At 59.9% G+C, this 24,124-nt stretch carries 28 protein-coding genes; 14 read left to right on the forward strand and 14 right to left on the reverse strand.

What is annotated here, in order from left to right; translation table 11 throughout:
* The first annotated feature begins 34 nt into the window (after window positions 1-34).
* The 3 genes from C3F12_10585 to C3F12_10595 are packed head-to-tail and all read left to right on the forward strand — an operon-like array spanning window position 35 to window position 2,084.
* Window positions 35-658: an SAM-dependent methyltransferase gene (locus C3F12_10585; GenBank protein ID PWB44829.1), complete on the forward strand. Its 624-nt coding sequence runs from the start codon at window positions 35-37 to the stop codon at window positions 656-658.
* The gene (locus C3F12_10590) at window positions 651-1,172 is read left to right on the forward strand and encodes a bifunctional nuclease family protein (GenBank protein PWB44830.1); all 522 of its coding nucleotides are present in this window, start codon (window positions 651-653) and stop codon (window positions 1,170-1,172) included. The genes C3F12_10585 and C3F12_10590 overlap by 8 nt, the downstream gene beginning before the upstream one ends.
* A 36-nt stretch (window positions 1,173-1,208) precedes the next feature.
* Entirely contained in the window at window positions 1,209-2,084 is an 876-nt protein-coding gene (locus tag C3F12_10595; protein ID PWB44831.1) for a peptidase M28, read from the forward strand.
* Window positions 2,085-2,096: 12 nt separating this feature from the next.
* On the opposite strand, the gene C3F12_10600 is transcribed toward C3F12_10595, so the two are convergent.
* On the reverse strand, window positions 2,097-2,330 hold the full coding sequence (locus tag C3F12_10600; GenBank protein PWB44832.1) for a hypothetical protein: 234 nt from the start codon (window positions 2,328-2,330) through the stop codon (window positions 2,097-2,099).
* Between the two features lie 275 nt (window positions 2,331-2,605).
* On the opposite strand from C3F12_10600, the gene C3F12_10605 reads away from it, so the two are divergent.
* The 3 genes from C3F12_10605 to C3F12_10615 all read left to right on the forward strand — a co-directional run bounded on the left by C3F12_10605 (window position 2,606) and on the right by C3F12_10615 (window position 4,150).
* Window positions 2,606-2,881, forward strand: coding sequence for a hypothetical protein (locus C3F12_10605; GenBank protein PWB44871.1), 276 nt, complete (start codon window positions 2,606-2,608; stop codon window positions 2,879-2,881).
* A gap of 103 nt (window positions 2,882-2,984) precedes the next feature.
* Entirely contained in the window at window positions 2,985-3,479 is a 495-nt protein-coding gene (locus tag C3F12_10610; protein ID PWB44833.1) for a hypothetical protein, read from the forward strand.
* 77 nt (window positions 3,480-3,556) lie between these two features.
* Complete coding sequence (locus C3F12_10615) at window positions 3,557-4,150, forward strand: hypothetical protein (GenBank protein PWB44834.1); 594 nt, start codon at window positions 3,557-3,559, stop codon at window positions 4,148-4,150.
* Window positions 4,151-4,214: 64 nt separating this feature from the next.
* Here the strand turns inward: C3F12_10615 and C3F12_10620 are convergent, their stop codons facing one another.
* Window positions 4,215-4,592 (reverse strand): exosortase system-associated protein, TIGR04073 family, encoded by a 378-nt coding sequence (locus C3F12_10620; GenBank protein PWB44835.1) that lies wholly within the window; start codon window positions 4,590-4,592, stop codon window positions 4,215-4,217.
* Between the two features lie 551 nt (window positions 4,593-5,143).
* On the opposite strand from C3F12_10620, the gene C3F12_10625 reads away from it, so the two are divergent.
* Window positions 5,144-6,172, forward strand: coding sequence for a hypothetical protein (locus C3F12_10625; protein ID PWB44836.1), 1,029 nt, complete (start codon window positions 5,144-5,146; stop codon window positions 6,170-6,172).
* A 29-nt stretch (window positions 6,173-6,201) separates the two neighbouring features.
* Here the strand turns inward: C3F12_10625 and C3F12_10630 are convergent, their stop codons facing one another.
* Window positions 6,202-6,720, reverse strand: coding sequence for a hypothetical protein (locus C3F12_10630; protein ID PWB44837.1), 519 nt, complete (start codon window positions 6,718-6,720; stop codon window positions 6,202-6,204).
* A gap of 164 nt (window positions 6,721-6,884) precedes the next feature.
* Here C3F12_10630 and C3F12_10635 point away from each other — a divergent pair, with 164 nt between their 5' ends.
* From C3F12_10635 to C3F12_10665, 7 genes are all read left to right on the forward strand, one after another.
* On the forward strand, window positions 6,885-7,520 hold the full coding sequence (locus C3F12_10635) for a hypothetical protein (GenBank protein ID PWB44838.1): 636 nt from the start codon (window positions 6,885-6,887) through the stop codon (window positions 7,518-7,520).
* A gap of 87 nt (window positions 7,521-7,607) precedes the next feature.
* Window positions 7,608-8,774, forward strand: a complete 1,167-nt coding sequence (locus C3F12_10640; GenBank protein ID PWB44839.1) for an amidohydrolase — start codon at window positions 7,608-7,610, stop codon at window positions 8,772-8,774.
* 26 nt (window positions 8,775-8,800) lie between these two features.
* Window positions 8,801-10,693, forward strand: a complete 1,893-nt coding sequence (locus C3F12_10645) for a hypothetical protein (GenBank protein ID PWB44840.1) — start codon at window positions 8,801-8,803, stop codon at window positions 10,691-10,693.
* The gene (locus tag C3F12_10650) at window positions 10,690-11,865 is read left to right on the forward strand and encodes an anhydro-N-acetylmuramic acid kinase (protein ID PWB44841.1); all 1,176 of its coding nucleotides are present in this window, start codon (window positions 10,690-10,692) and stop codon (window positions 11,863-11,865) included. Before C3F12_10645 ends, C3F12_10650 begins: the two co-directional genes overlap by 4 nt.
* Before the next feature lie 70 nt (window positions 11,866-11,935).
* Complete coding sequence (locus tag C3F12_10655; protein ID PWB44842.1) at window positions 11,936-12,667, forward strand: SIS domain-containing protein; 732 nt, start codon at window positions 11,936-11,938, stop codon at window positions 12,665-12,667.
* Window positions 12,668-12,810: 143 nt separating this feature from the next.
* Window positions 12,811-14,400 carry an amidohydrolase gene (locus C3F12_10660; GenBank protein PWB44843.1) on the forward strand — a complete coding sequence of 530 codons (1,590 nt, stop codon included), beginning with the start codon at window positions 12,811-12,813 and terminating at the stop codon, window positions 14,398-14,400.
* Window positions 14,401-15,111 carry a hypothetical protein gene (locus C3F12_10665; protein ID PWB44844.1) on the forward strand — a complete coding sequence of 237 codons (711 nt, stop codon included), beginning with the start codon at window positions 14,401-14,403 and terminating at the stop codon, window positions 15,109-15,111.
* Window positions 15,112-15,141: 30 nt separating this feature from the next.
* Here C3F12_10665 and C3F12_10670 read toward each other — a convergent pair whose 3' ends face one another.
* The 11 genes from C3F12_10670 to C3F12_10720 form a co-directional block, all read right to left on the reverse strand.
* On the reverse strand, window positions 15,142-15,786 hold the full coding sequence (locus tag C3F12_10670; GenBank protein PWB44845.1) for a hypothetical protein: 645 nt from the start codon (window positions 15,784-15,786) through the stop codon (window positions 15,142-15,144).
* A complete protein-coding gene (locus tag C3F12_10675; protein PWB44846.1) occupies window positions 15,783-16,862 on the reverse strand; it encodes a beta-N-acetylhexosaminidase in 1,080 nt (359 codons plus the stop codon). The genes C3F12_10670 and C3F12_10675 overlap by 4 nt, the downstream gene beginning before the upstream one ends.
* Window positions 16,859-17,623: a hypothetical protein gene (locus tag C3F12_10680; GenBank protein ID PWB44847.1), complete on the reverse strand. Its 765-nt coding sequence runs from the start codon at window positions 17,621-17,623 to the stop codon at window positions 16,859-16,861. The genes C3F12_10675 and C3F12_10680 overlap by 4 nt, the downstream gene beginning before the upstream one ends.
* Window positions 17,624-17,661: 38 nt before the next feature.
* Window positions 17,662-18,369, reverse strand: coding sequence for a hypothetical protein (locus C3F12_10685; protein ID PWB44848.1), 708 nt, complete (start codon window positions 18,367-18,369; stop codon window positions 17,662-17,664).
* 29 nt (window positions 18,370-18,398) lie between these two features.
* Window positions 18,399-19,043 (reverse strand): hypothetical protein, encoded by a 645-nt coding sequence (locus C3F12_10690; GenBank protein ID PWB44849.1) that lies wholly within the window; start codon window positions 19,041-19,043, stop codon window positions 18,399-18,401.
* Between the two features lie 31 nt (window positions 19,044-19,074).
* Window positions 19,075-19,626: a hypothetical protein gene (locus C3F12_10695; protein PWB44850.1), complete on the reverse strand. Its 552-nt coding sequence runs from the start codon at window positions 19,624-19,626 to the stop codon at window positions 19,075-19,077.
* Window positions 19,627-19,632: 6 nt separating this feature from the next.
* Entirely contained in the window at window positions 19,633-20,370 is a 738-nt protein-coding gene (locus C3F12_10700) for a hypothetical protein (protein ID PWB44851.1), read from the reverse strand.
* A 72-nt stretch (window positions 20,371-20,442) separates the two neighbouring features.
* On the reverse strand, window positions 20,443-21,678 hold the full coding sequence (locus C3F12_10705) for an Mn transporter (GenBank protein ID PWB44852.1): 1,236 nt from the start codon (window positions 21,676-21,678) through the stop codon (window positions 20,443-20,445).
* 24 nt (window positions 21,679-21,702) lie between these two features.
* Window positions 21,703-22,980: a magnesium transporter MgtE gene (locus tag C3F12_10710; GenBank protein ID PWB44853.1), complete on the reverse strand. Its 1,278-nt coding sequence runs from the start codon at window positions 22,978-22,980 to the stop codon at window positions 21,703-21,705.
* A 134-nt stretch (window positions 22,981-23,114) separates the two neighbouring features.
* Window positions 23,115-23,399 (reverse strand): DUF1330 domain-containing protein, encoded by a 285-nt coding sequence (locus C3F12_10715; protein ID PWB44854.1) that lies wholly within the window; start codon window positions 23,397-23,399, stop codon window positions 23,115-23,117.
* Between the two features lie 42 nt (window positions 23,400-23,441).
* Complete coding sequence (locus C3F12_10720) at window positions 23,442-24,026, reverse strand: pyridoxamine 5'-phosphate oxidase (protein PWB44855.1); 585 nt, start codon at window positions 24,024-24,026, stop codon at window positions 23,442-23,444.
* Between the last annotated feature and the right edge of the window lie 98 nt (window positions 24,027-24,124).

Consider the following 24,124-nt stretch of genomic DNA (forward strand, 5'->3'; position numbering starts at 1 on the left):
CGATTGAACCGGAACACGGCTGTCGGAGGGTTGAATGGTTGCCTTAGATTACAAGCAGATCACGCGGGCCTATGCCATATTGTCCCCTATGTATGATCTCCTGTTCGATAAGATCTTTCTTCCGGGACGGGTCGCGGCGATACCGCTTCTTGGAATCAAACCAAACGACGTGGTACTCGAGGTAGGGATCGGCACAGGATTGAACCTTCCACTCTACCCGCAAGATTGCCACCTTGTGGGGATCGATCTGTCCTCGGAGATGCTCAGCAAGGCTAGAGACAAGGTCAGGGAATACGGGATGACCAACGTCACCATTAAAGAGATGGACGCATCGAAACTGGAGTTCCCGGACGAACATTTCGACCATGTATTGGCCACATACGTCATCAGTGCGGTTCCGGAGCCGGTTCAGGTCCTTCGAGAGATCAAGCGGGTGTGCAAGAAGAAGGGTCACATCGTGATCTTGAACCATTTCAAGAGTGAGAACCCGGTTGTCGGCACCATGGAGGAGTTGATTGCACCGCTCTGTACGAGGCTCGGGTTTAAAACCGACCTGAAGCTGATGCCGGTCCTCAGGGCGGCGCAACTGATCCCGGAGCAGTTGCATCGCGTGAATCTCCTGAACGGATGGCGTCTCGTCCGTTGTCTGAATGAATAGGCCGAGACACGGGTGGGCGCCAGGGCCGACCGTCGCGTTTGTCTCGTTGCTCACCCTCTGGTTGCTGGTCCCTCTGACCGCCGTGCTGGCCGAAGAACCGAACGGCCTCTATGAAATGGAAGTGTTGGGCGTGGCTCCGACGTCTGGAGGCGAGCAGGCCGCGGTGCTCCTTCGCGGCAAGAGCGCCAAGCGCGAGCTTACACTCTTTGTCGGACCTCTTGAAGCCCAAAGCATCGCAGTCCCACTCCAGCAACTGAAGCCTCCCCGTCCCTTGACGCACGATCTGACCCTGTCTATCCTGACGGCCCTCCGTGCTCACCTTGGACGAATCGTCATCAGCGACTTCAAGGATAATATCTACTATGCGACCCTCTCTATCGAGATCGACGGTAAAGAGATTACAGTCGACAGCCGCCCGAGCGACGCCATTGCCCTTGCGCTGCGGTCGGGGGTCCCCATTTACGCGAATAACAAGGCGCTGGACGGCGTAGGCGTGAATCAGCCGACCCGGTAATTCCCTTCGCGCCGGATTCCTGGAGGCGCCGAGTACGTGACACAGATCGATCGTCTCCGCGGAATCGCGGACACCGTCTCCAAGGCAGGGGTTCGGGCCCACCTCGAGCGACTTGTCGGGGCGAGGGATCCGTTTGACGGCTATGGTCGCATGGAGGCAGCCGCCGAGACGATCGCAGAGGGCTTCAGGGGCCTGGACCTGCAGATAACCGAGGATCGCTTCAGGTGCGAGCGTCGCTGGTACCGGAATGTGATCGCCTTACAGCCGGGATCGATCCGGCATAGACAGGTCCTACTGGTTGCCCACTACGACACCGTTCCGAACAGCCCTGGGGCTGACGATAATGCCAGCGGTGTCGCCGGCCTCCTTGAGGCCGCGGCGGCCTTGGCCGGCCGTCAATTCGCGCAGGATCTGGTCTTCATCGCCTTCGCCCTCGAGGAGTACGGGAACCCCGGCAGTCTGCATTATGTCGAGCAGGCCGCGGCTAATGGCACGCCGATAGGCGGAGTCTTCGACCTGGAGATGATCGGCTATACCGGGCCGAACCAACGGATCCCTGCCGGAATCGATGCGCCTACGGTGGGCGATTTCATCGGCGTGGTGGGGAATCGGCGTTCGGATGGACTGGTTGCCCTCTTTACGAAGACGGCGACCCTGGTCGCCCCTACGTTGCCTGTACGGACGTTCGTGGTTGAGGGAAACGGGGAGGACCTGCCGCTTGTGCGCCAGAGCGACCATGCGCCGTTCTGGGATGCCGGGTACCCGGCCCTCATGATTACCGATACCGCTTTCCTACGCAATCCACACTATCATCTTGCTTCAGACACCCTCGATACGCTTAATCTTCGCTTTCTGCAGCAGGTAACGGCGGTTGCGGCCGCCTCAGCCGCATCGCTGGCCGACCTCGCTTGAGGTCGGAATCCCTTACACGGGTTCGATCACCAGGCTGGTGGTGGTACGCGTCACCGCCGGAAGCGCCTGGATATGATTCACCGTATCCCAGAGCGCGCTGAGGTCCGGGGCCTCAATGAAGGCAACAACATCGATGTTGCCGGTTACCGTATGTGCAAATTTCACCATTTGCAGCTCTCTGATCGTATCGGCCACCTCTTCCTCCCTGGCCTTGTTCGTCGTAATGAAGACATAGGCGTGAACCATCAATCCTCCTCCACCCTCTCTAGTGGATCAGACCAGTAAACCCAATACCCCGAGACGACATCAAATAGGTCGGATAGTCCCTGCGCGGCTTATTGCGTATCGTACAGATGATACGACGATACCGATGATATCGGACACGTCATGATCATGGTCCCTGACCCCGTGATTCTTCGAAAGTTTGATGAAGCATGTTACCATAAAAGCATCGAGACGTAGTTTAGAATTGAGAGGAGGTGGATAACATGAAAGCCTTCAGGAGGAGCGTGACGGTCCTGATGATCGGAATCTTACTCGCGACCGGTTTTATTCTCGTAGCCGCGAACTCTGCCTCAGCACGGACGAATTTCTCCTTCGGTGTACATGTTGGGGTTCCCCTTGCGCCCTATCCTGTGTATGCCTACCCCTATCCGCCACCCGTACACTATGCGCCGGTTCCACACTATCGGGTCTATCCTCCATGCGCGCGGGTTTGGGTCCCGGGGTACTATGACGGCTACGGCAACTGGGTGTTTGGGTACTATCGCTACGATTGCGGGTATTACGGCTACTGAGACTGCCCGGGTGCGCCAACCGGCGTAGAACGCGTAACCCGGCCATCAGACTGTGACCGAACAGCGCGGGGGGATTGCTGTGAAACGTGCCTTTGTATTCGCAATGTTAGCCATCGGATTGACCGGTTGCGCCAGTCTCGCAGTCCGCCCCTGTGATTCGGTGGGAACTCGCGACTCGAAATACGCGGCACGGTTCTTTCTCGGTATCATCACGCTGGGTATTTCCGAGGCCGGGATCCAACATGAACAGGCCATCGAGGCTATGGAGGGATGGCGCTTCTGCCCGCCGCCAAGACCGGTTGCGTGGCAGGGTCCGCCGGCAACTGCCGGTATACCCAGGACGCCGGGAACAGTGGTTAACGCAACGAAATGGACCGTCAATGTGTATCTCGACCCTGCCAGCCCGGGCGTTCCGCCTCTCGTGACACTTCGACCGGGCGAGGCCCGGCAACTGGCGCTGGTCGCCGGGCCCCATCGAGTCGTCGCCACGCCAACGGCGGCCGCAGGGGTACCGCCCGCGCGCTACGAGCGGCAGATTCAGATCGACCCGAGAGATCGAAGCTTTCGACTTCAGCTTTCGGAGGGAGACTTTCAGTAGGGGCTGGTCAGCCTGACAAAACCGGCGCACGCCCATCGGTCGTATCAAGACGGCTCAGTCGCTGTAAAGGAGCGAACATGAAGTACCGCAGACTGATTCCCGCGATCGTTGCGGAGGCTCTGATCCTTCTGCTGCTTATCGCGGCTCCAGCGGATCTCGCTCAAGCAGGCGCCAGAGGTGGTGGCGGAGGGAGCGGAGGGGGAGGCCGCGCCGGTGGCTTTGGAGGTGGCGCCATTATCGGGGGCGGTCGGAGCGGCGGCTCGTTTAGCGGCGGCACTCGAGGGGGCGTGATCAGCGGCGGACCGTCGCATCCCTTCAGGAGCCCATCGTTTCGCCATCACCCTCACCGCGATCATTTCTTTTTTGGCTTTGGCGTCAGCACCTTTGTTCCGGTCTGGTGGTGGTACGATCCGTACTACTATTACTGGGGACCGTCCGCCTACTATCCCTATTATGGCTATCCGTATCCCAGCTACTACAGGTATCCATACTACCCCTACCCGGGATCGGATCCATGCCTCTCAGCGGATCCCGCCTATGCGCCCTACTGCCCACCGGCGGCAGGCGAGCCCCCGGAGGGCTATAGCGTACCACCTGTAGACTATCCGCTGCCGGCTCCGTCTGACGGCCAGACCGAGCCTCCGCAGTCAAGTTCGCCTGTCAGCGAATAGTCGGTACAGGGCACATCGCTCACGCCAATCGGTTGGGTCCGGCGCTCTCCGACTGCTGTATCGCTCAGTCGGCGAGATCTGTCTTTCCGGGCTCAAACGGATATGGGGGTTGGTAGATCGGACGATAGGCGTCGGGAAGTGGAAATGGGAAGGTGACGATTTCATAGACCCCTGTGAGTGTGCGCGCAATACCCCAACTGAGTCCCTCCAGGACCCCGACAGTAAACCCGTACACCGGCCCGTCCTCAAGTGTATCGTAGTAGACCGTCTTCGGCACCTCCACCATGCCAAGCCCGGCATTCGCCACCCCGCGAACGGCCTTCTGGGATGCCGCCACCGGCGCAGACCATTCCTCTGCACAGGTCGTCGCAGACAGCCCGCCGATCAACACTACTGACGCCATCACCATTCCAAACAGTGCAATCTTCATCGGTCCTCCCATCGAATTGGCCGCGGTTTCGATGGGCGATTCTATCGCTGAACGGCTCCGCCAGGCAAGTGTGAATTCAAGCCCTCACGTCGGAAGAATCTGATGTGCCGATGCTGCGGGTAGCGGGCACGTCGGCGTCTGTACCTGCGGCCGTCGACGCTGAGACCCTTCCGGCGTTCTTACCTATGAAATAATTACCACACCAACCCCCGACTCTCGCACGTGAAATGCCCTCGTCAAGGCACCACTCCTTTTTCAGCAAAAAAACGAACTGTCCCTCATTGTTCCATAGTTAGGCGTTGGCTTTGCTCGTTACACGGGATTTGGCATCTCACTTGCTTCCCTTGCCCGGCATGTTCGACGGATGCGATGGCGCGCGTCCCCGTTGGTGACAATTTACTACCGGCTATTTTAGGTGAGGGCTCGCTCCGTCGTCTCGTCCATGGAACAGCCGATCGGTTCGCACAACGCTCGGTTCGTATACAGTCTATCGCACGCGGATCGCCACGTCCTCCGCCGATTGTCAGTCACTGACACATTATGCAAGGAAAGGAGCAGGAGATATGTATGCAGCAAGCGATCAGCATTGGGGAATCGTTCTGGCGGGTGGTGAGGGACAACGGCTCAGAGATTTCATCCGGCTACATTGGGGTTCGAAGCGACCAAAGCAGTACTGCACCCTTATCGGCGGTCAATCGATGCTCCGCCATACGCTCGCCCGGGCCGAGCGACTCCTCTCTCCCGAACGCCTCTTGACGATCGTGAGTCGTGAGCATCTGGGTTACGCACGGGAAGAGTTGTACGATCGTCCGCCAGGTACAGTGATTGTGCAGCCTGGCAACCGAGGGACAGCCCCGGGGATCCTGTTGCCGCTCCTGCATGTCTATCAGCGCGATCCCGATGCCATCGTCACGCTCCTGCCTTCGGATCATTTTATCGTTGAGGAGGAACGGTTGATGGCGGCGGTAGGGGAAGCCGCCCGCGTTGTGGCCTCCCACCCGGGCCGCCTCGTCGTCCTCGGGGTCGAACCCGACCGGCCGGAAACGGAATATGGTTGGATTGAGGTTGGAGAGCGGCTCGATCTGGAACACAGACAGCGCCCCTTTCGCCGTTCGTCGGCCGACTTGTTACCCAGCCACATGGACGACACAGACCGCCGCTCGGGAACATGGCTCTACCGGGTAATGTCGTTCTGTGAGAAGCCTCGCCTGCACGCAGCGAAGGCTCTCTACCGGAGCGGCTGTCTCTGGAACACCCTCATTCTTACCGGTAAGGTCTGGATGCTGCTGTTGCTATTTCAGATGCTGACGCCACAACTCTTCCTCCGATTTCAGCAGATTCAGCCGGTGCTCGGAGAGCGGGGGGAAGCGGAGGCGCTTCAGAAGATCTATGGGCGGTTGCACACGATAAACTTCTCCGAGGCCATTTTGACACGCAGCGTCGAGGTTCTTACCGTACTTCGGGTCACGGAGATTTATTGGAGCGATTGGGGGAATCCTGAACAGGTCAGCAAAGATGTCGCCCGCTTTGCTCTGACGAGCCAGCACGAGCCCGCGTTGCACCGCAGCCCGTCTTTGGCCGTACCCGACTAAGCGCCCACGGTGCTGCGGCTCGGGGGATGCTATTGCGCTGAAGCGGAAGGCGCCAGATGCCGACTGAAGAGGACCGTCGTATGCGGCGGAACGAGAATCTGACTCGTCACGCTGAACCCTCTCCAGTGAAATCCAACCACGTGCAACCCCGCAACGACCGGGACCAGGGCGGGACCGCGGAACTCTTTCGCCAACCCGATCCGCCTGCCGTCGACCATAATCTCGGTATCCCCAGGGGCCACCTCGATTTGTAGGGTGCCGCCGGGCGGCGGGTATGGTGGAGCGGCATAGGCATATCTCGAGGCGGACGCCCTGTCCGCCTGTTCGCTTTGAATCGCATCGCCCGTCAGCGCGCCGGTCACCGCCCCCACCGCGGCCCCAATAGCCGCGCCCGTCCCCGGCGAACCGGCAATCCCGCCAAAAACGGCGCCGGTCGCAGCGCCGATGGCCGCGCCCCCGACGGTTCCGCTCTCTCTGGGTGTCGGCGGGGTTGCACACCCGTTCAACAGCAACAGTAGGACTACGCTAAGGGTGATAAACGCTTTCATAGCATCTCCTCTCCAACAACAAGAATATAGCATAGCGTCACGAGCTTCCACAACCAAACCGGGGCGACGATCGGACCACGGTTTGGCTCATTGACGCGCTCTCTTTGCTGGTGCTAGGATGGGGCGCCATTGAGCATCTCTATCGCGGGCGAAAGGAGGAGACGATGCACGTCGCAGCTACTCTCAGACAAGGGGTCGCGTTGCTGTTGTGTCTGTTGCTGATCGTGGGCAGTACATTCGGCTGTGCAGCGATTGAAGAGCAGGTCAAGGCCCATCCCGAGACTGCGCTGGGCGCCGGCATCGGGACCGCGGCCGGGATGTTGACCGGAGGGTTGATCTTTGGTAACGCCGCGGGGACATTGGTAGGCGGGCTTATCGGTGGGCTTACGGGCGGCATCATCGGCAATGTGATCGAGGCCCGATCCTATGATCGGACAACGACCTCGCAACGTTACAACTATAAACCCACCCAGGGAACCATCCTGAGGATCGAGGCTGTCGAGGTCCATCCGGCGCAGATTCGGCCCGGCGACACGATCAACCTGAACATGAGGTTCGCCGTACTCGCCCCGAATGCGCAGCAAGCCGTTCAGGTTTCTGAGCGCCGTCAGATCCTCTTGAACAGTTCAACCGTCGGTGATTCGACCCTGCAGGTGCAGCGGATGGGTGGAACCTGGACCAGCAGTCAGCCCCTCACCCTTCCCGCGAACGCCGCGAGCGGGAGCTATCGCGTCATCATGACCGTCAAGGCGGACGGCGTGGAGGCCACCCAACAGACGACCTTTACCGTGATCCGGTAAACGGCGGGGTATTCGCCCCGTGAGCGCGCTGTCGAGGCAGCGGGTCGATCAGACATACGCAGCGGGACATAGAGGGGAAGATACTGAATGGTAGGCAAAGAAGAGATCGTCGGCGCCGTCGATCGATTGGCGGGCACACTGACCGCCACCGGCCGTTTTCTTCACCTGCACCCGGAGTTGGCCTACGAAGAGCGGGAGTCGGCGCGGCATCTCATCTCATTGCTCAAGGCACATCACTTCGACGTCATCGAGGGGGCCGGCGGCTTACCGACTGCGTTTATCGCCTCGGCCGGTGTCGACCGCCCGTCGGCCACCATCGCCTTTCTCGCCGAATATGATGCGCTCCCCTCTCTTGGCCATGCCTGTGGTCATAATCTGATCGCAGCCGGTTCGGTCGGCGCCGCGTTAGCCTTACAGCCGTTTCTCGACAGACTTCACGGACGGGTCCTTGTCGTTGGCTGTCCCGCCGAGGAAAAGGGCGGGGGGAAAATCGCCCTCGTAAAATCCGGTCTCTTCGCCGATGTCGACGCCGCGCTGCTGATTCACCCCAGCAACCGAACCGAGATCTTCAAGGGCGCATTGGCGATGCGCGCGCTCCAGGTCGAGTTTTTCGGAAAGGCGAGTCATGCCGCAGCGTCCCCCCATCTCGGGATCAACGCCCTCGATGCCGTGGTCCTGGCCTTCACTAATGTGAACGCGCTTCGCCAACAGCTCCGGGATGACGCCAGGATCCACGGGATCATCAGCGACGGCGGAATCGCGCCCAACATTATCCCGGATCATACCGTCGCCCGGTTCTGTATCCGGGCGCTGGACCTCGAGTACCTGCACGATCTGTATGGCCGTGTGGTCGCCTGCTTTGAGGCCGCGGCCAGGGCGACAGGTACTACGCTGACGGTTCGCGATGAAGGCGAGGAATACCACCCAATGAAATGCAACCGGGTTCTCGGGGCCCTCCTTCGCGTTAATCTGGAGACGTTGGGTGAACGGATTGAACAAACACCAGAGGATCAGCACCTTGGGTCCACTGACGTAGGCAACGTCAGTCAGGTCGTTCCGACGATCCATCCAACCATCGCCCTCACCGACAATCCGGAGGTGGTCAACCACTCCGCCGCCTTTGCCGAGGCGGCCGGAGGACCGGCCGGCGATCGGGCCATGCTGCTCTCGGCCAAGGCGCTGGCCATGACGGCGGTGGATCTGTTTACCGATCCTACCCACGTACGACAGATACAGACAGAATTCGAGCCTTGAGGCACAGTTTCGCTGACATACTGCCGATGAGGCGATTTCACCCACCGACTATGAGAGCGGTGGCGGATGTCGTCACAGCGATCTCTGCCGTATTCCTGCTCCTGGCCCTCGCCGAAAGGCTCCCGTTTTACGGGATCTACAGTTCCCCTTTCGGAGTGATCAAGGTCGGCTCAAAACTGGCCGTGTGGGTCTGTGCGTTCGTCTTGATGCTGCTCATGGAAATCACGTTACGACGAGAAAACGGTCAACTCACACGACTGCTGACTCGTCCCACTCCACTCCGGCTTTTTCTGTTCGCCATGCTCGTCTATAGCGCCAACGGAAGACTTATTGGTGCTGTGGATACCATTCCCGCACGCTATCTCCCTTTCACCATCTTGCGGGAGTTTGATTTTGATTTTGATGAGTTTGACTTTCTCTTCAGCAACCGCGGGGTTCCCGCATATTTATTTCTCGCTCACGACCATTACCTCCCCTTCTTTCCGCCCTTTGCCGGTCTGCTCGCGCTACCCGTCTACATGTTCTCGGTGTGGTCCGGGGTCGCGCCGACGTCCTCTCTCGCCACGGATCTGGAAAAGCTGTCTGCCTCTACCATCGCGGCAGGATCCGTTGTCGTCCTGTACATGACCCTCAAACGGCTGACGAATGAAGCAGCCGCGCTGCTTATCACAACCCTTTATGCGTTTGGCACCGGAACATTCAGTATCAGCGCTCAGGCTCTGTGGCAACATGGTCCCAGCGAGTTGTTTCTCGCCGCAACGCTCTACTGTCTCGTGCGCGGTATGGAGGAACGACGCTATTCGGCCTATGCAGGATTTTTCCTGGCTGCCGCAGTCATCTGCCGATACACGAACCTCCTGATCGCCTTACCGCTTACGATCTACATCCTTTTCCATCGGCGCGATCAGATCGTCCGCTTCTTGCTTTTCGCCCTTCCCCTGGGCGTCCTCCTGACTCTGTATAACTATCTCCTGTTTGACTCGGTTGTGTTGGTACCCTATGCCATGCAGGTGACGGATGAAGCACACTGGACGCCGCTCTTTGCAGGCCTCGCGGCGAAACTGGTGAGTCCGAATCGTGGCCTCCTCATCTTCTCACCTGTGTTACTCTTCTCGTTCATCGGAATCTATCTAGCCTGGATACAAAAGGGTTCAGAGCTATTTCGTTATCTTGCGATAGGGGTCGCGCTCAATATCGCGTTTTACAGCCGGTGGCCCGTGTGGCGGGATGAGTGGTCTTTCGGTCCCCGCTATCTCACCGATATCGCTCCGCTGCTTGCGCTCTTTCTGGTCCCTTCTTACTCCGTCCTGCAACCCAGAAGGGCGCTCAGGTGGACGTTTGTTTCTTTGGGGGCGTTGTCCATCGTCATTCACGCCATGGGAGCTTTCCTCCCAGGAGGATGGAACCCGGATGTCGGCTCAAAGTCTCGACGGGTCTGGTCGTGGTCCGATGGCCAACTCATCTACTCCCTCAGAACATTCATCCATAAGACTACCGGTAAGTTCGCCCCTCATGACTATCCCAAGATGGCAGTCAGCGTCAACCCGCCCGAGGTCAACCGAGCCGCTCCTGTCGAAATCACAGTATCGATGTACCCCGGAACGGACACCGACCCTCTCGATTGCTATCTTCTGATTCGTTCTCCGGAAGGAGAGATCCGCTTTTTGACTCAGGGCTCGGTCTCTTCAGTACCCACTCCTTTTATGCCTACCCTGGTCTTGCGTCAACCACGAATTGAATCTATCCGGCATCGCCTCGGCGATGCGATGCCCCCCGGCAGGTATAAGATACTGCCTCTGCTCTTTCGCGCGGGAAGTCGATTTGATCTTTCATCAGAAGCGGAGGGACGTGTCTTCGAGGGCCAGATGATGGACATTTCTTTCTTGCCCACAGGGGCGGAGCGCAGGAACTCCCCATGAAAATTATCGGGCTCATGTCGGGGACCTCGGCTGATGGGGTCGATGCTGCCCTTGTTGAAATTACCCCGGAAGCCGGGCGACTTACACTGCGGCTCTTACACTTTGAGGTCTCGCCCTTCCCGGGTACGCTTCGCCGGCGAATTCTCGGACTGGCGGACGCCGGATCCGGTGCCACCTCAGAAATCTGCCGCTTGAATGTACTGCTTGGTGAGCTTTTTGCGAAAGCGGCGGCATTGGTGGCCCGACGTGCGGGCGTCCCCTTAGGTGAAGTGGCCCTGATCGGTTCGCACGGACAGACTATTGCCCATTTACCGACACCTACACAAGAGTATGGGGTCTCGGTTCGCTCGACGTTACAGATCGGCGAACCATCAGTTATTGCTGAGCGAACGGGAGTCACGACGGTAGCCGATTTTCGCCCTCGGGATATGGCTGCGGGCGGAGAGGGAGCGCCGCTGACTCCGTACCTGCATGCGCTCCTGTTTCGCCATCCCCGGCGACACCGGATTGTCCTGAACCTGGGCGGGATCGCGAACCTCACCTTCTTGCCGCGGGGGCGTGGACTGCGCGGCATCGTCGCATTCGATACCGGCCCCGGCAATGTCCTGATTGACGGCATGGTGGCACGATTGAGCGGCGGCGCGATGGACGCCGATCTGGATGGTCGCATCGCGCAAGCGGGACACGTGAACTTACGACTGTTGCGCTTTCTGATGGCTCATCCCTACTTGAAACGCCGACCACCCAAGAGCACCGGTCGGGAAACCTTCGGTCCGGCCTTGATCGACGCTATACTTCAGCGCACTGCAGACCGGGTCATCTCTGAGGAGGATGCCGTTGCGACCGTCACCGCCTTTACGGCGGAGTCGGTGACCCTTCACGTCAAACGGGATCTTCCGCATGACGCTACCGCAGCAGACCTGATCATCTGCGGCGGCGGTGTCAACAATCCGATCCTGATCAAGCGGCTTCACGAGACGCTACCCGGGTGTCGTCTCCTGACGGCCGACGAGGCGGGCTTCCCTGCCCGTGCCATGGAGGCTTCGGCCTTTGCCTTGCTCGCATATCTGGCAGCATACAGCCGGCCGGGGAACCTCCCCCAGATCACCGGCGCACGGCATTCTGCGATCCTTGGTAAAATCGTTCCAGGACGGACATTTCACGGAATCTGATAACCATAAGATCGAATGTGCTGCTGACGCCACACCGTATGTGGCATCAGCATAGAGGACGGAGGATGAAGTGTCGGGATATTATGAAGCCGTGGTACGAGTGCTCGACGAGCTTCAGCGAACCCAGGCAAAGCCAATCGGTGAAGCGGCCGACCTGATCTTCTCATCGCTTCTGGCTGACGGCGTGCTGCATGTCTTCGGCAGTGGGCATTCCCACCTCGTCGCCGAGGAGGCGTTTCATCGCGCCGGCGGGCTGGTTCCCGTCAACACGATGACCGAGCCGTTTCTGAGCCCACTCACAGCTCCGAAAAAGAGCGGGCGATTCGAGCGGCTGAGCGGGATCGCCGGCGTTCTCCTTGATTATCACGAGCCCCAAGCCGGAGAGGTCCTGATCATCATCTCGAACGCGGGCATCAACCCGGTTCCGGTTGAACTGGCGTTAGAGGGAAAAACACGACAGCTCACAATCATCGCTATCACGTCGCTCCACCATGCCCAAGCCGTGGCGTCGCGTCATGTCAGCGGCCGGCGCCTCTTTGAACTGGCCGACGTCGTGATCAACAACGGCGGCGAGGCCGGCGATGGTGCCCTAAGTGTTCAAGGCCTGGCAGCAAAGGTCGGGCCCACCTCGCTGATCGCGGGGGCCTTCATCATTAACTCCATCGTCTGTGGGGTGGTCGAACGGTTCGTGGCAAAGGGCCTGGTGCCGCCGATCTATCTCAGTGCCAACCTGCCCGAAGGCGACGAGCACAACCGACGACTTGAGGCGAAGTATAGAAGACGTATCAAATTATTGGCTTGAGCAAGTACTTGTTGCGAAAGTTAGTGCACATAAGCCGTCATACCCGCGAAAGCGGGTATCCAGTAACATCAATGGATTCCCGCTGAAGGACTGCGGAAATGACGTCACGAGTATTATTGTAATCAACGACTAGCTGGTGCGTTATGGCTACCTACGACCTGATAATCCGAAATGCTGAACTTGTCGACGGGACCGGGGCGCCGGCGCAACGAGCCGACCTCGCCATCACGGGCGATCGGATCGCCACGATCGGTCGGATCGCACCAGCCTCGGGCGCCCGCGTGATCGATGCGAACGGGCTGACGCTTGCCCCCGGCTTCATAGACATCCACTCGCACTCCGACTATCATCTGTTGCTTCAGCCGACGGCCGACAGCGCCGTTCGACAGGGGGTGACCCTCGAGATCGGCGGCAATTGCGGCTATGCAGCCGCCCCGATATGGGGACCATGGTGCGCGGAACGGGCGGCCCTCTATCGCGACCTGTACAGCCTCGACCACACCTGGAACGGGGTGTCGGCCTACTTCTCACGGCTGGAGGCCGCAGGGATTTCAGAGAATTTCGGGCTGCTGATCGGACATAACACGCTGCGCGGCTCAGTCATGGGGGGCGCCAATCGTGCGCCGTCAGAAGCCGAGTTGGAGGCGATGATCGACGGCGCACGACAGGGGATGGCCGAGGGCGCGCTTGGTCTGTCTACGGGCCTGATCTATGCGCCGGCCTGCTTCTCCAGCCCTGACGAGCTTGTCGCCATCGCCGCCGCCGTACGAGAGGCCGGCGGTATCCTCACCTGCCATATGCGGAGCGAAGGCGACCGATTGCTCGAGGCCATCGTGGAGATTCTCGACGTAGCGGAGCGCGCGAGCATCTCACTTCAAATCTCCCACCTCAAGACCTCCGGAGAGCACAACTGGCCGAAGCTCACGGAGGCGTTTCAACTGATCGAAGGGTCACAAGCACGCGGTCTTGACGTCACCTGCGATCGCTATCCGTATACGGCTTCCAACACCGGCCTGCAGGCGGTCCTGCCGGATTGGGCCTTGGAAGGGGGGCAATCGGAACGGGTCGACCGGCTGCACAATCCGGCAACACGCGCCCGGATCGCCCAGGATCTGACGCAACACTATCAGACCGATTACTGGTCGCGACTGATGATCTCCGAGGTAACGCTGGATGAGCACCGGCGATACGAGGGACTGCGTGTGGACCAGGCGGCGAAGCTGAACGAGATGGAACCGGTCGACTTCGTCCTTCATCTGTTGCTTGCAGAGCGATTGCAGGTCGACGCCATCTTCTTCACCATGTGCGATGACAACCTGGAGACGATCCTCAGAAAGCCGTATACGATGATCGGCTCGGACTCCGGCTGTCGCAGCCACGAGGGTCCGCTCAGTCACGGCCGCCCCCACCCGAGGACCTTCGGGACCTTCCCGCGGTTCTTGGGTCATTTTGTGCGGGAACGGCGCATACTCGATCTGCCGACCGCCATCAGAAAGATGACCTGGGATCCATGCCGTAAACTCGGCCTGCGGGATCGCGGGCGTCTGGCGATCGGCTGCGCGGCCGATCTGGTCCTCTTCGACGCAGCGACTGTCTCGGACCGGGCGACCTATGCTATGCCGATCCAGTACCCCATCGGTATTCGTGACGTCTTCGTGAACGGGGTCCCGGTGATTGAGACTGGCGAGCACACCGGCGCCAGACCAGGCCGCGTGGTGCGCAGGATCGCATAGATGCGCCCGAAGATCGGAATCACGAGCTGGCACTATCAGGACAACGATGAACGATGGGAAGCCATCCTGGAGGGCTATCCTCGTGCGGTGCTGGAGGCCGGCGGTCTGCCGCTGATCCTGCCCATTGCCTCGAGGGAGCCTGCGCTGGCCGAGGCGTATCTGGAGGCGATCGACGGGCTTATTTTGACCGGAGGCGCCGATATCCACCCCTCCTTCTACGGCCAGACGATTCTCGAACGGTGCGGTGAGATCGACCAAGAGCGCGATCGCTTTGAAATGGCGCTGGTTCAGAACGCCCGCAATCGCGACCTGCCGTTACTGGGGATCTGCCGAGGACTCCAGGTCGTGAACGTCGCCCTGGGTGGTAGTCTCTACCAGGATCTCTCATACCGGGAACAGACCGACCCGGCGCACCAGAGCGCTCGAGAGCAGCGCGGGGAGCCGGTCCATCAGGTGAGCATCGTACAAGGGACCCGCCTCGCCGAGATGCTTGGCGTTCGTGATCTGCGCGTGACCAGCACCCATCACCAGATTATCCACGACCTGGCGCCCGGTCTTATGGTCAATGCCGTTGCTCCGGATGGCGTGATCGAAGGGATTGAGGGCGCCGGTCAGTTACTTCTAGCGGTTCACTGGCATCCGGAGCGGATGTTCCCCAGCCATTCGGAGCAGCTCGCACTCTTCCGGGCGCTCGTCGACGCTGCCCGGTAATCGACCCCCCACCCCCCTACACCCTCTTTCCTACCGCTGTCCCACACATTCCTCTTGAGCTGTCCGCATCAGGTCATCAAAGGGGGGAGTCACGTCCTTGATCGGTTCGTGCCAACTGCGGCCGTGCGTCCTTTGGGCCTGGCGCAGTGCGATCCATGTGGCGCACGTCCGGCCGCTGTACAGCCACAGTCGCAGTCCGATCCGCTCGGCATCGATCTCATGGGCGAGGGTGTAGGCGCCGTTCCCTGCGATCCCTTCAACGACCCCTGCCAGCAGGATGCCTCCGGGAACCGCCGCAATCGCGATATTCTCCGCCGCTTCACGCGCACCAGAAGGGCCCGTCTCAGCAACCGGATGAGCCAGCAGATCGTGAGCCATGCCGTGAGCGATGAGTTGGATCAGCTCGTCATCGGTTGCATGGCGAGCCGTCGTCTGGCTGATAACAATCACGCCCGGCGCGATATTCCACACCGAAGCCCGATCATCGGCCGCAATCTGAAATCTAAATGATCGCCTGGAGACATTGACCGGAAGGGCGTTCACGAGCGTTTGTGCGTTGCGCTCCACGCGAAGCTTCTCATCGTGGGCCGCTACGACCTGCAGACCGTTGCCGGCTGCACACGCGGTCAGTACCAGCGCGGTCAGCGACATGGTCGTCCGCCGGAGGTGCTTCATGAGGGATGTTCGACCAGATGCGCCACCAGTTGCCGATGCGCATCACAGCCCACAACCCTTCTGATCTCCTCGACGGATACGATCGGCCTGCGTCGGAGATGTTGCGCCTTCGCCTTCATAATGCGATCGTACGACATGCTGAATGTCGTCTCTGACAGTCGTCCCGCCTCGACCGCCTCAACGACCACATCGAACGCCTGTCGTTGGGCCCCCTCATCATGACAAATCAACGCCAGATCACCTCCGGCCTCAAACAATCGAATGGCCGCCTCACCTGGAGGGGTGGTGTCGGCGATCCCCTGCATCAAGAGATCGTCGCTGACGACCAGGCCATGGAATCCCAACTGGTCCCGGAGCAGATCGGTCAGGATCCGTCGCGACAGGGTAGCCGGCTGTTTCGGATCCAAGGCCGGGATAAGGAGATGAGCCGTCATCAGCGCCGGGATCCCGGCACCGATTGCCTGGCTAAACGGCATTAACTCCATCGCTGCAAGTCGATTGAGATCGTAGGGGACGATCGGAAGGGCGAGGTGAGAGTCGACCATTGTGTCGCCATGTCCCGGGAAATGCTTGCCGACCGCCACCACCCCCTGATTGGCGAGCCCTCTGAAAAAGGCGATCCCCTGCTCCGCAACCGTGTGTGGATCCGAACTGAAACTACGGCCCGCCATGACCGGATTTGCGGGATTGGTGAGGACATCGAGGACCGGCGCCATATTCATATTGATGCCGACCGCCATCAGCTCTTTGCCGATCGATGCACCGATAGCCTGGGTCAGTTCGATGGAACCCGCTGCCCCGACCGTCTCGGCGCCAGGCCACCGGGTGAACGGGGGTTGCAGGCGCGCCACCTTCCCGCCCTCCTGGTCGATCGCGACAAAGAGGGGGGTGCGTGAGGCTGCCTGCAGCGAGTCGATGAGCGTGGCGATCTCTTCCGGACTGCCAAGGTTTCGCGTGAAGAGAATCACGCCGCCCGGGTTCAGATCTCGTATAAAGCCCTCAAGCGCCTTGGATGGCGCGGTTCCTTCAAAACCCAGCATGAAGAGCTGGCCGATCGCCTCTCGCCCGGTATTCATTGTACGTTCTCCTTGTCGAGGAAGGTCTGTCGAAAGGCCTCGGCATCCGCGGGATCTACCTCCGGCCACGCGCGCATCTGTCGATAGAGCCCACTGGAGTCGGTCCGCACCCGGTCGAACACTGTTCGAGTCGCCTCAATCATCGTCTGCACTCGCCGATCGACAATGGATATGACCAGCGGCGACAGCAGCTTGGTCATGATGTGAAAGAATGGATGATCGATCCTGAGATAGAAATCGGGGTCGCTGTCTATGAAGATCAGGTTCCCCTGTCGGACCTCGCGGTATTGCAGGATCAGAACTATCCGACCCTTGAAACGGAGCAGATGGGCCAGCGATCGAAATTCCCCCTGAAACCGATAGACGCGGTGATCGCCCATCGCCGCGATCAGTCGCGCCTCACCCCGTAGGGCGCCCCGGTCTTCGACCGTATAGACGCCTTCCTGGATCTGCGTGACGGTATAGCGTTCGAGAGGCGGGGAGAGACGCCTGGCCAGTTGGGTTGCGAATGGTGGGTGCGCTATCAGAAATTCATACGTCCGCCGGTTGCCCGCAAATCGGATACGCGGAATCTGCCGCCGCAGGGTTGGTTGCGCAACGATCTCTCGGGTCTCCGTATCCTCGACGATCGCAGCGCTCTGAGGCGCCACCTCTGTCGCCTCTGCGGGTGCAGTACGGACAGCCGCGACATCGTTGAGAGATCCTGGAACAATGGCTCCGCGCGTCGAACTCGGTACGATTACAAATGCCGCAACCGCCATCAGACTGACGCACGGTCGGAACCTCAATACGGACAACGCTAGTGGGCGCCGCGCACAGACGTCGGGCGCGTCTGCATGAGGACGTGAAAGAAGCCATTCAGCCCCTCGCGCTCCTCCTCAATCGTGACGATGGTACACCGCCGGCCGAAGATTTCGGCGAAGTCACGTTTGGCGAAAAAGCGGTCATAATGGTTGCGGTGCACATACCAGTTGCGCGTTCGCCGTTCGCCCGGATAGTGTTTGAACCTCGTACTGAAGACTGTCAGGTGCACATAGCCGCCAGGCTTGACGAGGGGTAGTACGCGGTCGAAGTAGATCGGCCAGTCGGCCTTCCTGGTGTGATGGAATACCCCGCTGTCGATCAGCGCGTCGAAACTGCCCGGCTTCAAGGGCGGCCTCAACGCATCGCCCAGCAGGAGTTTGATCCGAGGTATCAGCCGCTTTGATTCCGCCCGCTGCACGACGGTCTTTAAGGGCGCCGCCAGATAGTCCAGGCCGACCGTAACGAACCCGGCCCCGGCAAACAGGAGGGTATGTCGCCCCTCACCACAACCCAGATCCAGTATCCGACTACCCCCTTTGTGCTGTGTGAGCAGGTCTACCAGACGACGAACGGCCGGTGTCGGTTCAACGGAAGGCCACGGCGTCGGCCTGCCGGACTCATAGATCCGGGCAAAGAATCTGCGCTGCCGACTATACAGCGTGTTGCTTGTCTTGCGTTCCACAGCCCTGTCCTCACCCTGCACCCTTCACCCCGTGGTTTTCATGCGGCACCTTAATGTTTATGCCCGCCCTCGGTCAGGGTCTTCATGTATGCGACGAGATCGATGAGCTGCTGGACGGTCATCGTATCGTTATAGCTGGGCATCTTTGATTTGCCGTCGGGACCGAGATATCCTTTATCCTCATCCTTGTGGTGCTTGATCCGCCAGGCTACAGAGGCGTTCGGATCGATCATTGTTTCGAGAAAATACTCTGCCGGATGCATCGCCCCCATCCCGGAGAGTGCTGGCCCGACGTCCCCCTGTTCCGCCGCTGGCGCAGGGAAATCCTCGCCGGCCACATCATGACATTTAAAGCATTCAAAGTCGATAAAGACCTGTCGTCCGGTATGATGATCCCCTGTCGGCATAGTAAATCGCCACTTCGGGGGAATCGCAAGACGAGGCGGTTGCGTGACCGATCCTGTCTGTCGCGTTGTCGATTGAGGTGGAGACGCCACCGGATGATGGTGATGCCCACCTGTTTGCGCAGGCTCATCGGTCCATCCACGCGGGACCCATCCAACGACAAGGCTGTACGCCAGAACCGCTCCCCATAGCACCACCGCGCTGACGCCGTAGCGCTTCTCCGACTTCGGTCGCTGCACGTTCCGGCCCACCTTTCCCTCCTGTATCGGCATTCGGTCGCTCCCTCCCATTCTCAAGAGGTCTCCTCATTACGAGGATCCCCTACAAGACAAACACCCAGACAGTCCCCTTCCAACTGGTAATCCCCTGCTCGGCGGTCAGCTTGAGCCCTACTCGATAGGGCGCGTCGATCGACTTATCGTCCGGTGTCACCGATTTTCCATCCTTCGCAACGGCAATCACCGTCACCCGAACCGTACTGTTGGCCTCGATGAGGGTCGGCCGCGTTGAAGGCTCTCCGCCTTCGGTTTTGACCCCAATCGCGTAGGAAAGACTGTCGGCCGTGATAAAGGTTCCCTCGCCCCAGACTACCCGAATCGTCGAGGTGGTGGGGTTGGAAAGGGTCAGTTGCACCTCAGCGGCCTTTGCTCTCGCCTGATCGACGGTAAAGGGCGCAGGGCCCATTCCACGGGACGGCTGTATGGTCACCTCGTGCCTGAACGGAGACAACCTGATCGGCGCCTTGAGCGTTCTCAGCTCCGGCGGAAGAAACTGACACCCCGATAGCAGGAGGAGTCCAGCCAGCCCTGCAAACCCTGCAACGCTCGATATGATCCCCTTAGGCATCCTCACCACACCAGGCATCTTCTGCATCGTTCCTCACCGCGTGCGGCGCCCGTCAAAGGCCGCCCCATATTGCTCAATCAGCCCTTCGTCGGCGAAACTGAAATAGCGTCCGTCTCCAATAATCACATGATCCAGTACGCCGATCTTCAGAAGCCGTCCCATGACCACCAGTTCCTCGGTCAACGACCTGTCGGTCGAACTTGGACGAGGGTTACCCGATGGGTGGTTATGGGCGACAATCAGGGCGGCGGCCCCGTGACGATTGGCAAGGTTCGCCAGGTCCCGAAGGTAGACCGGACTTTCCGTCAGCGATCCCTCCGACGCTGTTACGTTCTCCAGCACCTCATTGCTGCCGTTGAGCAGCAGCACCTGGAAGATCTCTTTGGTCAGACCCTGCATCTGGGGTCGCAGCCACTCGTAAACCTCCTTCGAGGAGGTCACAGCTCCCAGCACCTTTTTTTCTTCGGCCAGCAGCCGACGGCCCAACTCCAGGGCAGCCTTCAGTTGGGTGATCTTCGCCAGGCCGAGCCCCTTTGCCTCTTGCAGCTCGTCCGCGCCTTTACGGTCCAGCTCGCGCAGACCCCCCGCCTTTTCCAGCAGGCCTCTGGCCAGTTCTACAGCGCTCTGGCCGCCGGTTCCGGTGCGCAGCAGGATCGCGAGCAACTCCGCCGTCGTGAGGGCACTCGGCCCGTGTGCAAGGAGCCGCTCCCGGGGCCGCTCCTCAGCCGGCCACGCCTTGATCGCCGATGCATATCGCTGCTTCGTCCCCATCCCCGCTCCGTTCCCGCTCTTTTACCCTCTCTCCCCCAACCCTGTCAAGCCAAAGCCCTGCTTATGCGCTACTTAGATGACCGAGGTCACCAACAGCAAGAGCGTCAGGACCACCATCAGGAAGGCGGTGCCCCAGGCGATCAGGTTATAGGTCGGCGTATTCACGCGTGTGCCCATAATCGCCGGATCGTTGATCAGCAGAAGCATGAAGATCAGGACCGCCGGCAGCAGGATGCCGTTTAATGTCTGGGACAGATACATGATGGTGATGAGCGGCGCCTTCGGCCAGAGGATCAGGAGCGCACCTGCGCCCACCATAGTCAGGTAGATACTGAAAAATCCGGGTGCCTCGCGAAAGCTCCGATCGATGCCGGTATCCCACCCCAGCCCCTCGCAGACCGCATAGGCCGTCGAAAGAGGCACGATGGCAGCAGAAAAGAGAGACGCGTTCAGCAGACCCACGGCAAACAAGAGCGTCGCGTACTGGCCCGCGAATGGTTCGATGGCCATGGCGGCCTGCTCGGCCGTCTCGACACGAATCCCGTGAATGTTGAGGGTCGCGCCGCACGCGACGATAATGAAGAACGCGACCGCCGAGGCGACCAGACTGCCGACCCAGACATCGAGTTTGACGTACCCGTAAGCCTGGCGCGGGACACCCTTATCGACGATGGAGGCCTGGATATAGAACTGCATCCATGGCGCGATCGTGGTTCCTACGAGGGTGATGAGCATCGTCAGATAGTCGCGCTCGATGTGGAACGTGGGCCGGACTGTCTGGCGCAGGACGGCCGGCCACGACGGACCGGCCAGAAAGGCTGATACCAGATAGACGGCGTAAAAGAGACTGGCGCCGAGGAAGATGCGCTCGACGAGACGGTAGGTCCCCTTGACCACCAACCAGCTTACGATGAGCGCGGCGAATGGGACAGTGAGATAGCGGCTTACGCCGAAGATCTCCAGACTGGCCGCCACACCCGCGAACTCGGAGACCGTATTGGCCAGGTTCGCCACTACCAGGACGACCATGACGCCGAAGGTAATCCGAACGCCGAATCGCTCGCGGATCAACTCGGCCAGTCCCTTGCCGCTCACCACCCCCATCCGCGAACCCATCTCCTGCACGATCGCCAGGGCAATCGTGATAAACAACAGCGACCAGAGCAGTCCATAGCCGAAGTGGGCGCCGGCGAGGGAATAGGTCGTAATCCCCCCTGCGTCCTGATCGACGCTGGCGGTGATGATCCCCGGGCCCATAATGGCCAAGAATCGGAGGATCCGCCGCTTCCTGATCCGCGAAAGCCGCATCAAATGTCCTGAGTGTGGTAACGGCTAAATGTACTTTTTCGCTACGCGCTGCTTCCATATCATCGGGAGGATCAGATTCAGGACATCATCGACTGTGATGATCCCTCGCAACTCCCCCCCCTCGTCTACGACGGGTACAGCCAACAGATTGTACTTGGTGAAGGTTTCGGCAACCTCGCGCAACTCGCTTTCCGGGCGTACACTGATGACCTGCCGCACCATGATATCCTCAAGACGCTGACCCGGCTCAGCCAGGATCAGATCCCGAAGGCTTAAGACGCCAAGCAACCGATCCAACTCATCGGTCACGTAGATGTAGTAAATGGTTTCCGCTTCCTCCCCTGCCGCAGAACGGAGGCGCCCGATGGCGTCGACCATGGTAAGATCAGGCGGTAGCGTAAACACCCCGGTGGTCATCAGCCCGCCTGCCGTATCTTCCTCGTGCGTGAGCAGTTCCACCACCTCCTGCGCCTCCTCCTCCTCCATCGTCTCCAGGAGCTCCTGGGCCTTCTCCTCCGGCAGGTCGCTCAGGATATCCGCCGCCTCATCCGGTTCCATCCGCTCCAGGATGTCGGCCGCCTGCTCACTCTCCATCATCTGGACCATCGAGCTCTGGACCTCCGGCTCGGTCTCGGTCAGCGTCTCGGCGGCGGTTTCTTCATCCAGGGCCGCCAACACGATCGCCCGCTCGCTGGGGTTCAACTCCTCGATGATATCGGCAATGTCGGCCGGATGGAGCTTGGCCAGTTTGGCATAGGCCGCACGGTGCTTGGCCTTCGTCAACTCCGTCTCGACCGGCTCGACCACCTCCCACGGAGTCGTCTCTCGTTCCAACCGCGTATTGAAGAGACGCTCGATCCGTTCAACCGACGCATCGGAGATCAAATGTCGCAGCAGACCCCGAAGTCCCCCCTCCACGGCCACCAGTTGCAGTCGACCTTGGACCTCTCGGAACTCCAGGTCATTGACGCGGATCACCTTGTGATGTTTGGTGTCCACGACCTTTCGATCTACAAGCGTCTTACCCAATCCCATCTCTTCCGCCCGCGGCTCCACCGACTGAAGGGTCTCACGTACGGCAGACAGGTGGATCGACGGCGGCTCCTGGTCCAGGCGCGCCACGACCTCCCACGGCAAAATCAGCTCCTCCTTCTCGGGTGTCAGAACGACGAGCTTCGTCACCAGGGGTAGCACCCCCAACGGCAACAGCACGAGGTCCTTGAGCTGGCCTACGAGCTGACCCTCAGCATCGAGGACCGGACAACGTCGCAACGTCGAGAAGAGGAGAGGCATGGTATTCATACGGTCTCCTGCCCGTCCTTGTAGTATGAATAGGACCCATTGTCAACCGTATTCCACCTGTATTTTCGGTTGGTTGATGGATCCTCTTTCAGGGTAGGTGTAGCTTCAGGTGCAGAACTGCGATGGATGGTTAGTTACCCCTCGATCACGACGATGTTGCTTTTTGCGCTCTGACGCCGCAACGCTCTGGCCTCCCGATACTCGGGGGATTCCAGCCACTGCTCAGCGTGATCGATATCCGGAAACTCCAGGATGACCAGCCGGTTGGGTGCCCACTCGCCTTCCAGCGTCTCGGTCCGGCCCCCACGCGCCAGATATTTGCCGCCGTACACCGCCAGGGCGGGTGGCGCGAGTTGCCGGTACCGTTCAAATACGACCGGATCGGTGATCTCAATATCCAGAATCATGTAGGCGGGCATGATCGTCTCTGGCTCCTCTTCAATATTGGTCAACAGATCCCATCACCCGACCGATGGCTCACCTGGACTCTCCGAACCCGAGAGCCACGTGACAGCCGACAACCCATCGATACTCGTCGAATTCCTCGTAGTCTGATACTGCCTCAGGCCGTCGGCGCCCTTCCGATCCGACCAGTCGATCAACTCAGCGCGCTCCCGCTCAAACCGATAGACCGGAACACCGAAGCCGCACGACACCGAGAGGCGACCGACCGAAATGCGGATGATCGCGCGGTCGGCCGGGTGGACCGGAAAGAGCGAACGCAATCGCTGGTATTCGGGACCTCCTGGCTCTAATACCTGGCCGTAACCATGCAGGCGCACAACCTTCGGCCGTCCGTCCAACGCACACAACATGACAACGATCCGACCGTTTTCCTTCAGATGTCCGATCGTTTCCGCACCGCTGCCAACGTAATCCAGGTACGCGACCTCACGCGGACCGAGAACCCGCAGCGTATCCAGTCCCTTGGGCGACAGATTAATATGGTGGGCGGCATCGAGTGGTGCCGTCGCCACAAAGAACATCCGCTGCTCCTCGATGAATGCTCGAAGCTCGTCATCTATTTCGTCATACAGTTTCCCCATTACCGACCCCACCCTCCAAATCACAAGTCTGGTTAGCTGCGCCCGCCGATGTCACGCCGGTGTCCAGCCTTGGCAACGATCACCACGGGTAGTTATTA

The organism is Candidatus Methylomirabilota bacterium (genome assembly GCA_003104975.1).
Taxonomy (GTDB): Bacteria; Methylomirabilota; Methylomirabilia; order Methylomirabilales; family Methylomirabilaceae; genus Methylomirabilis.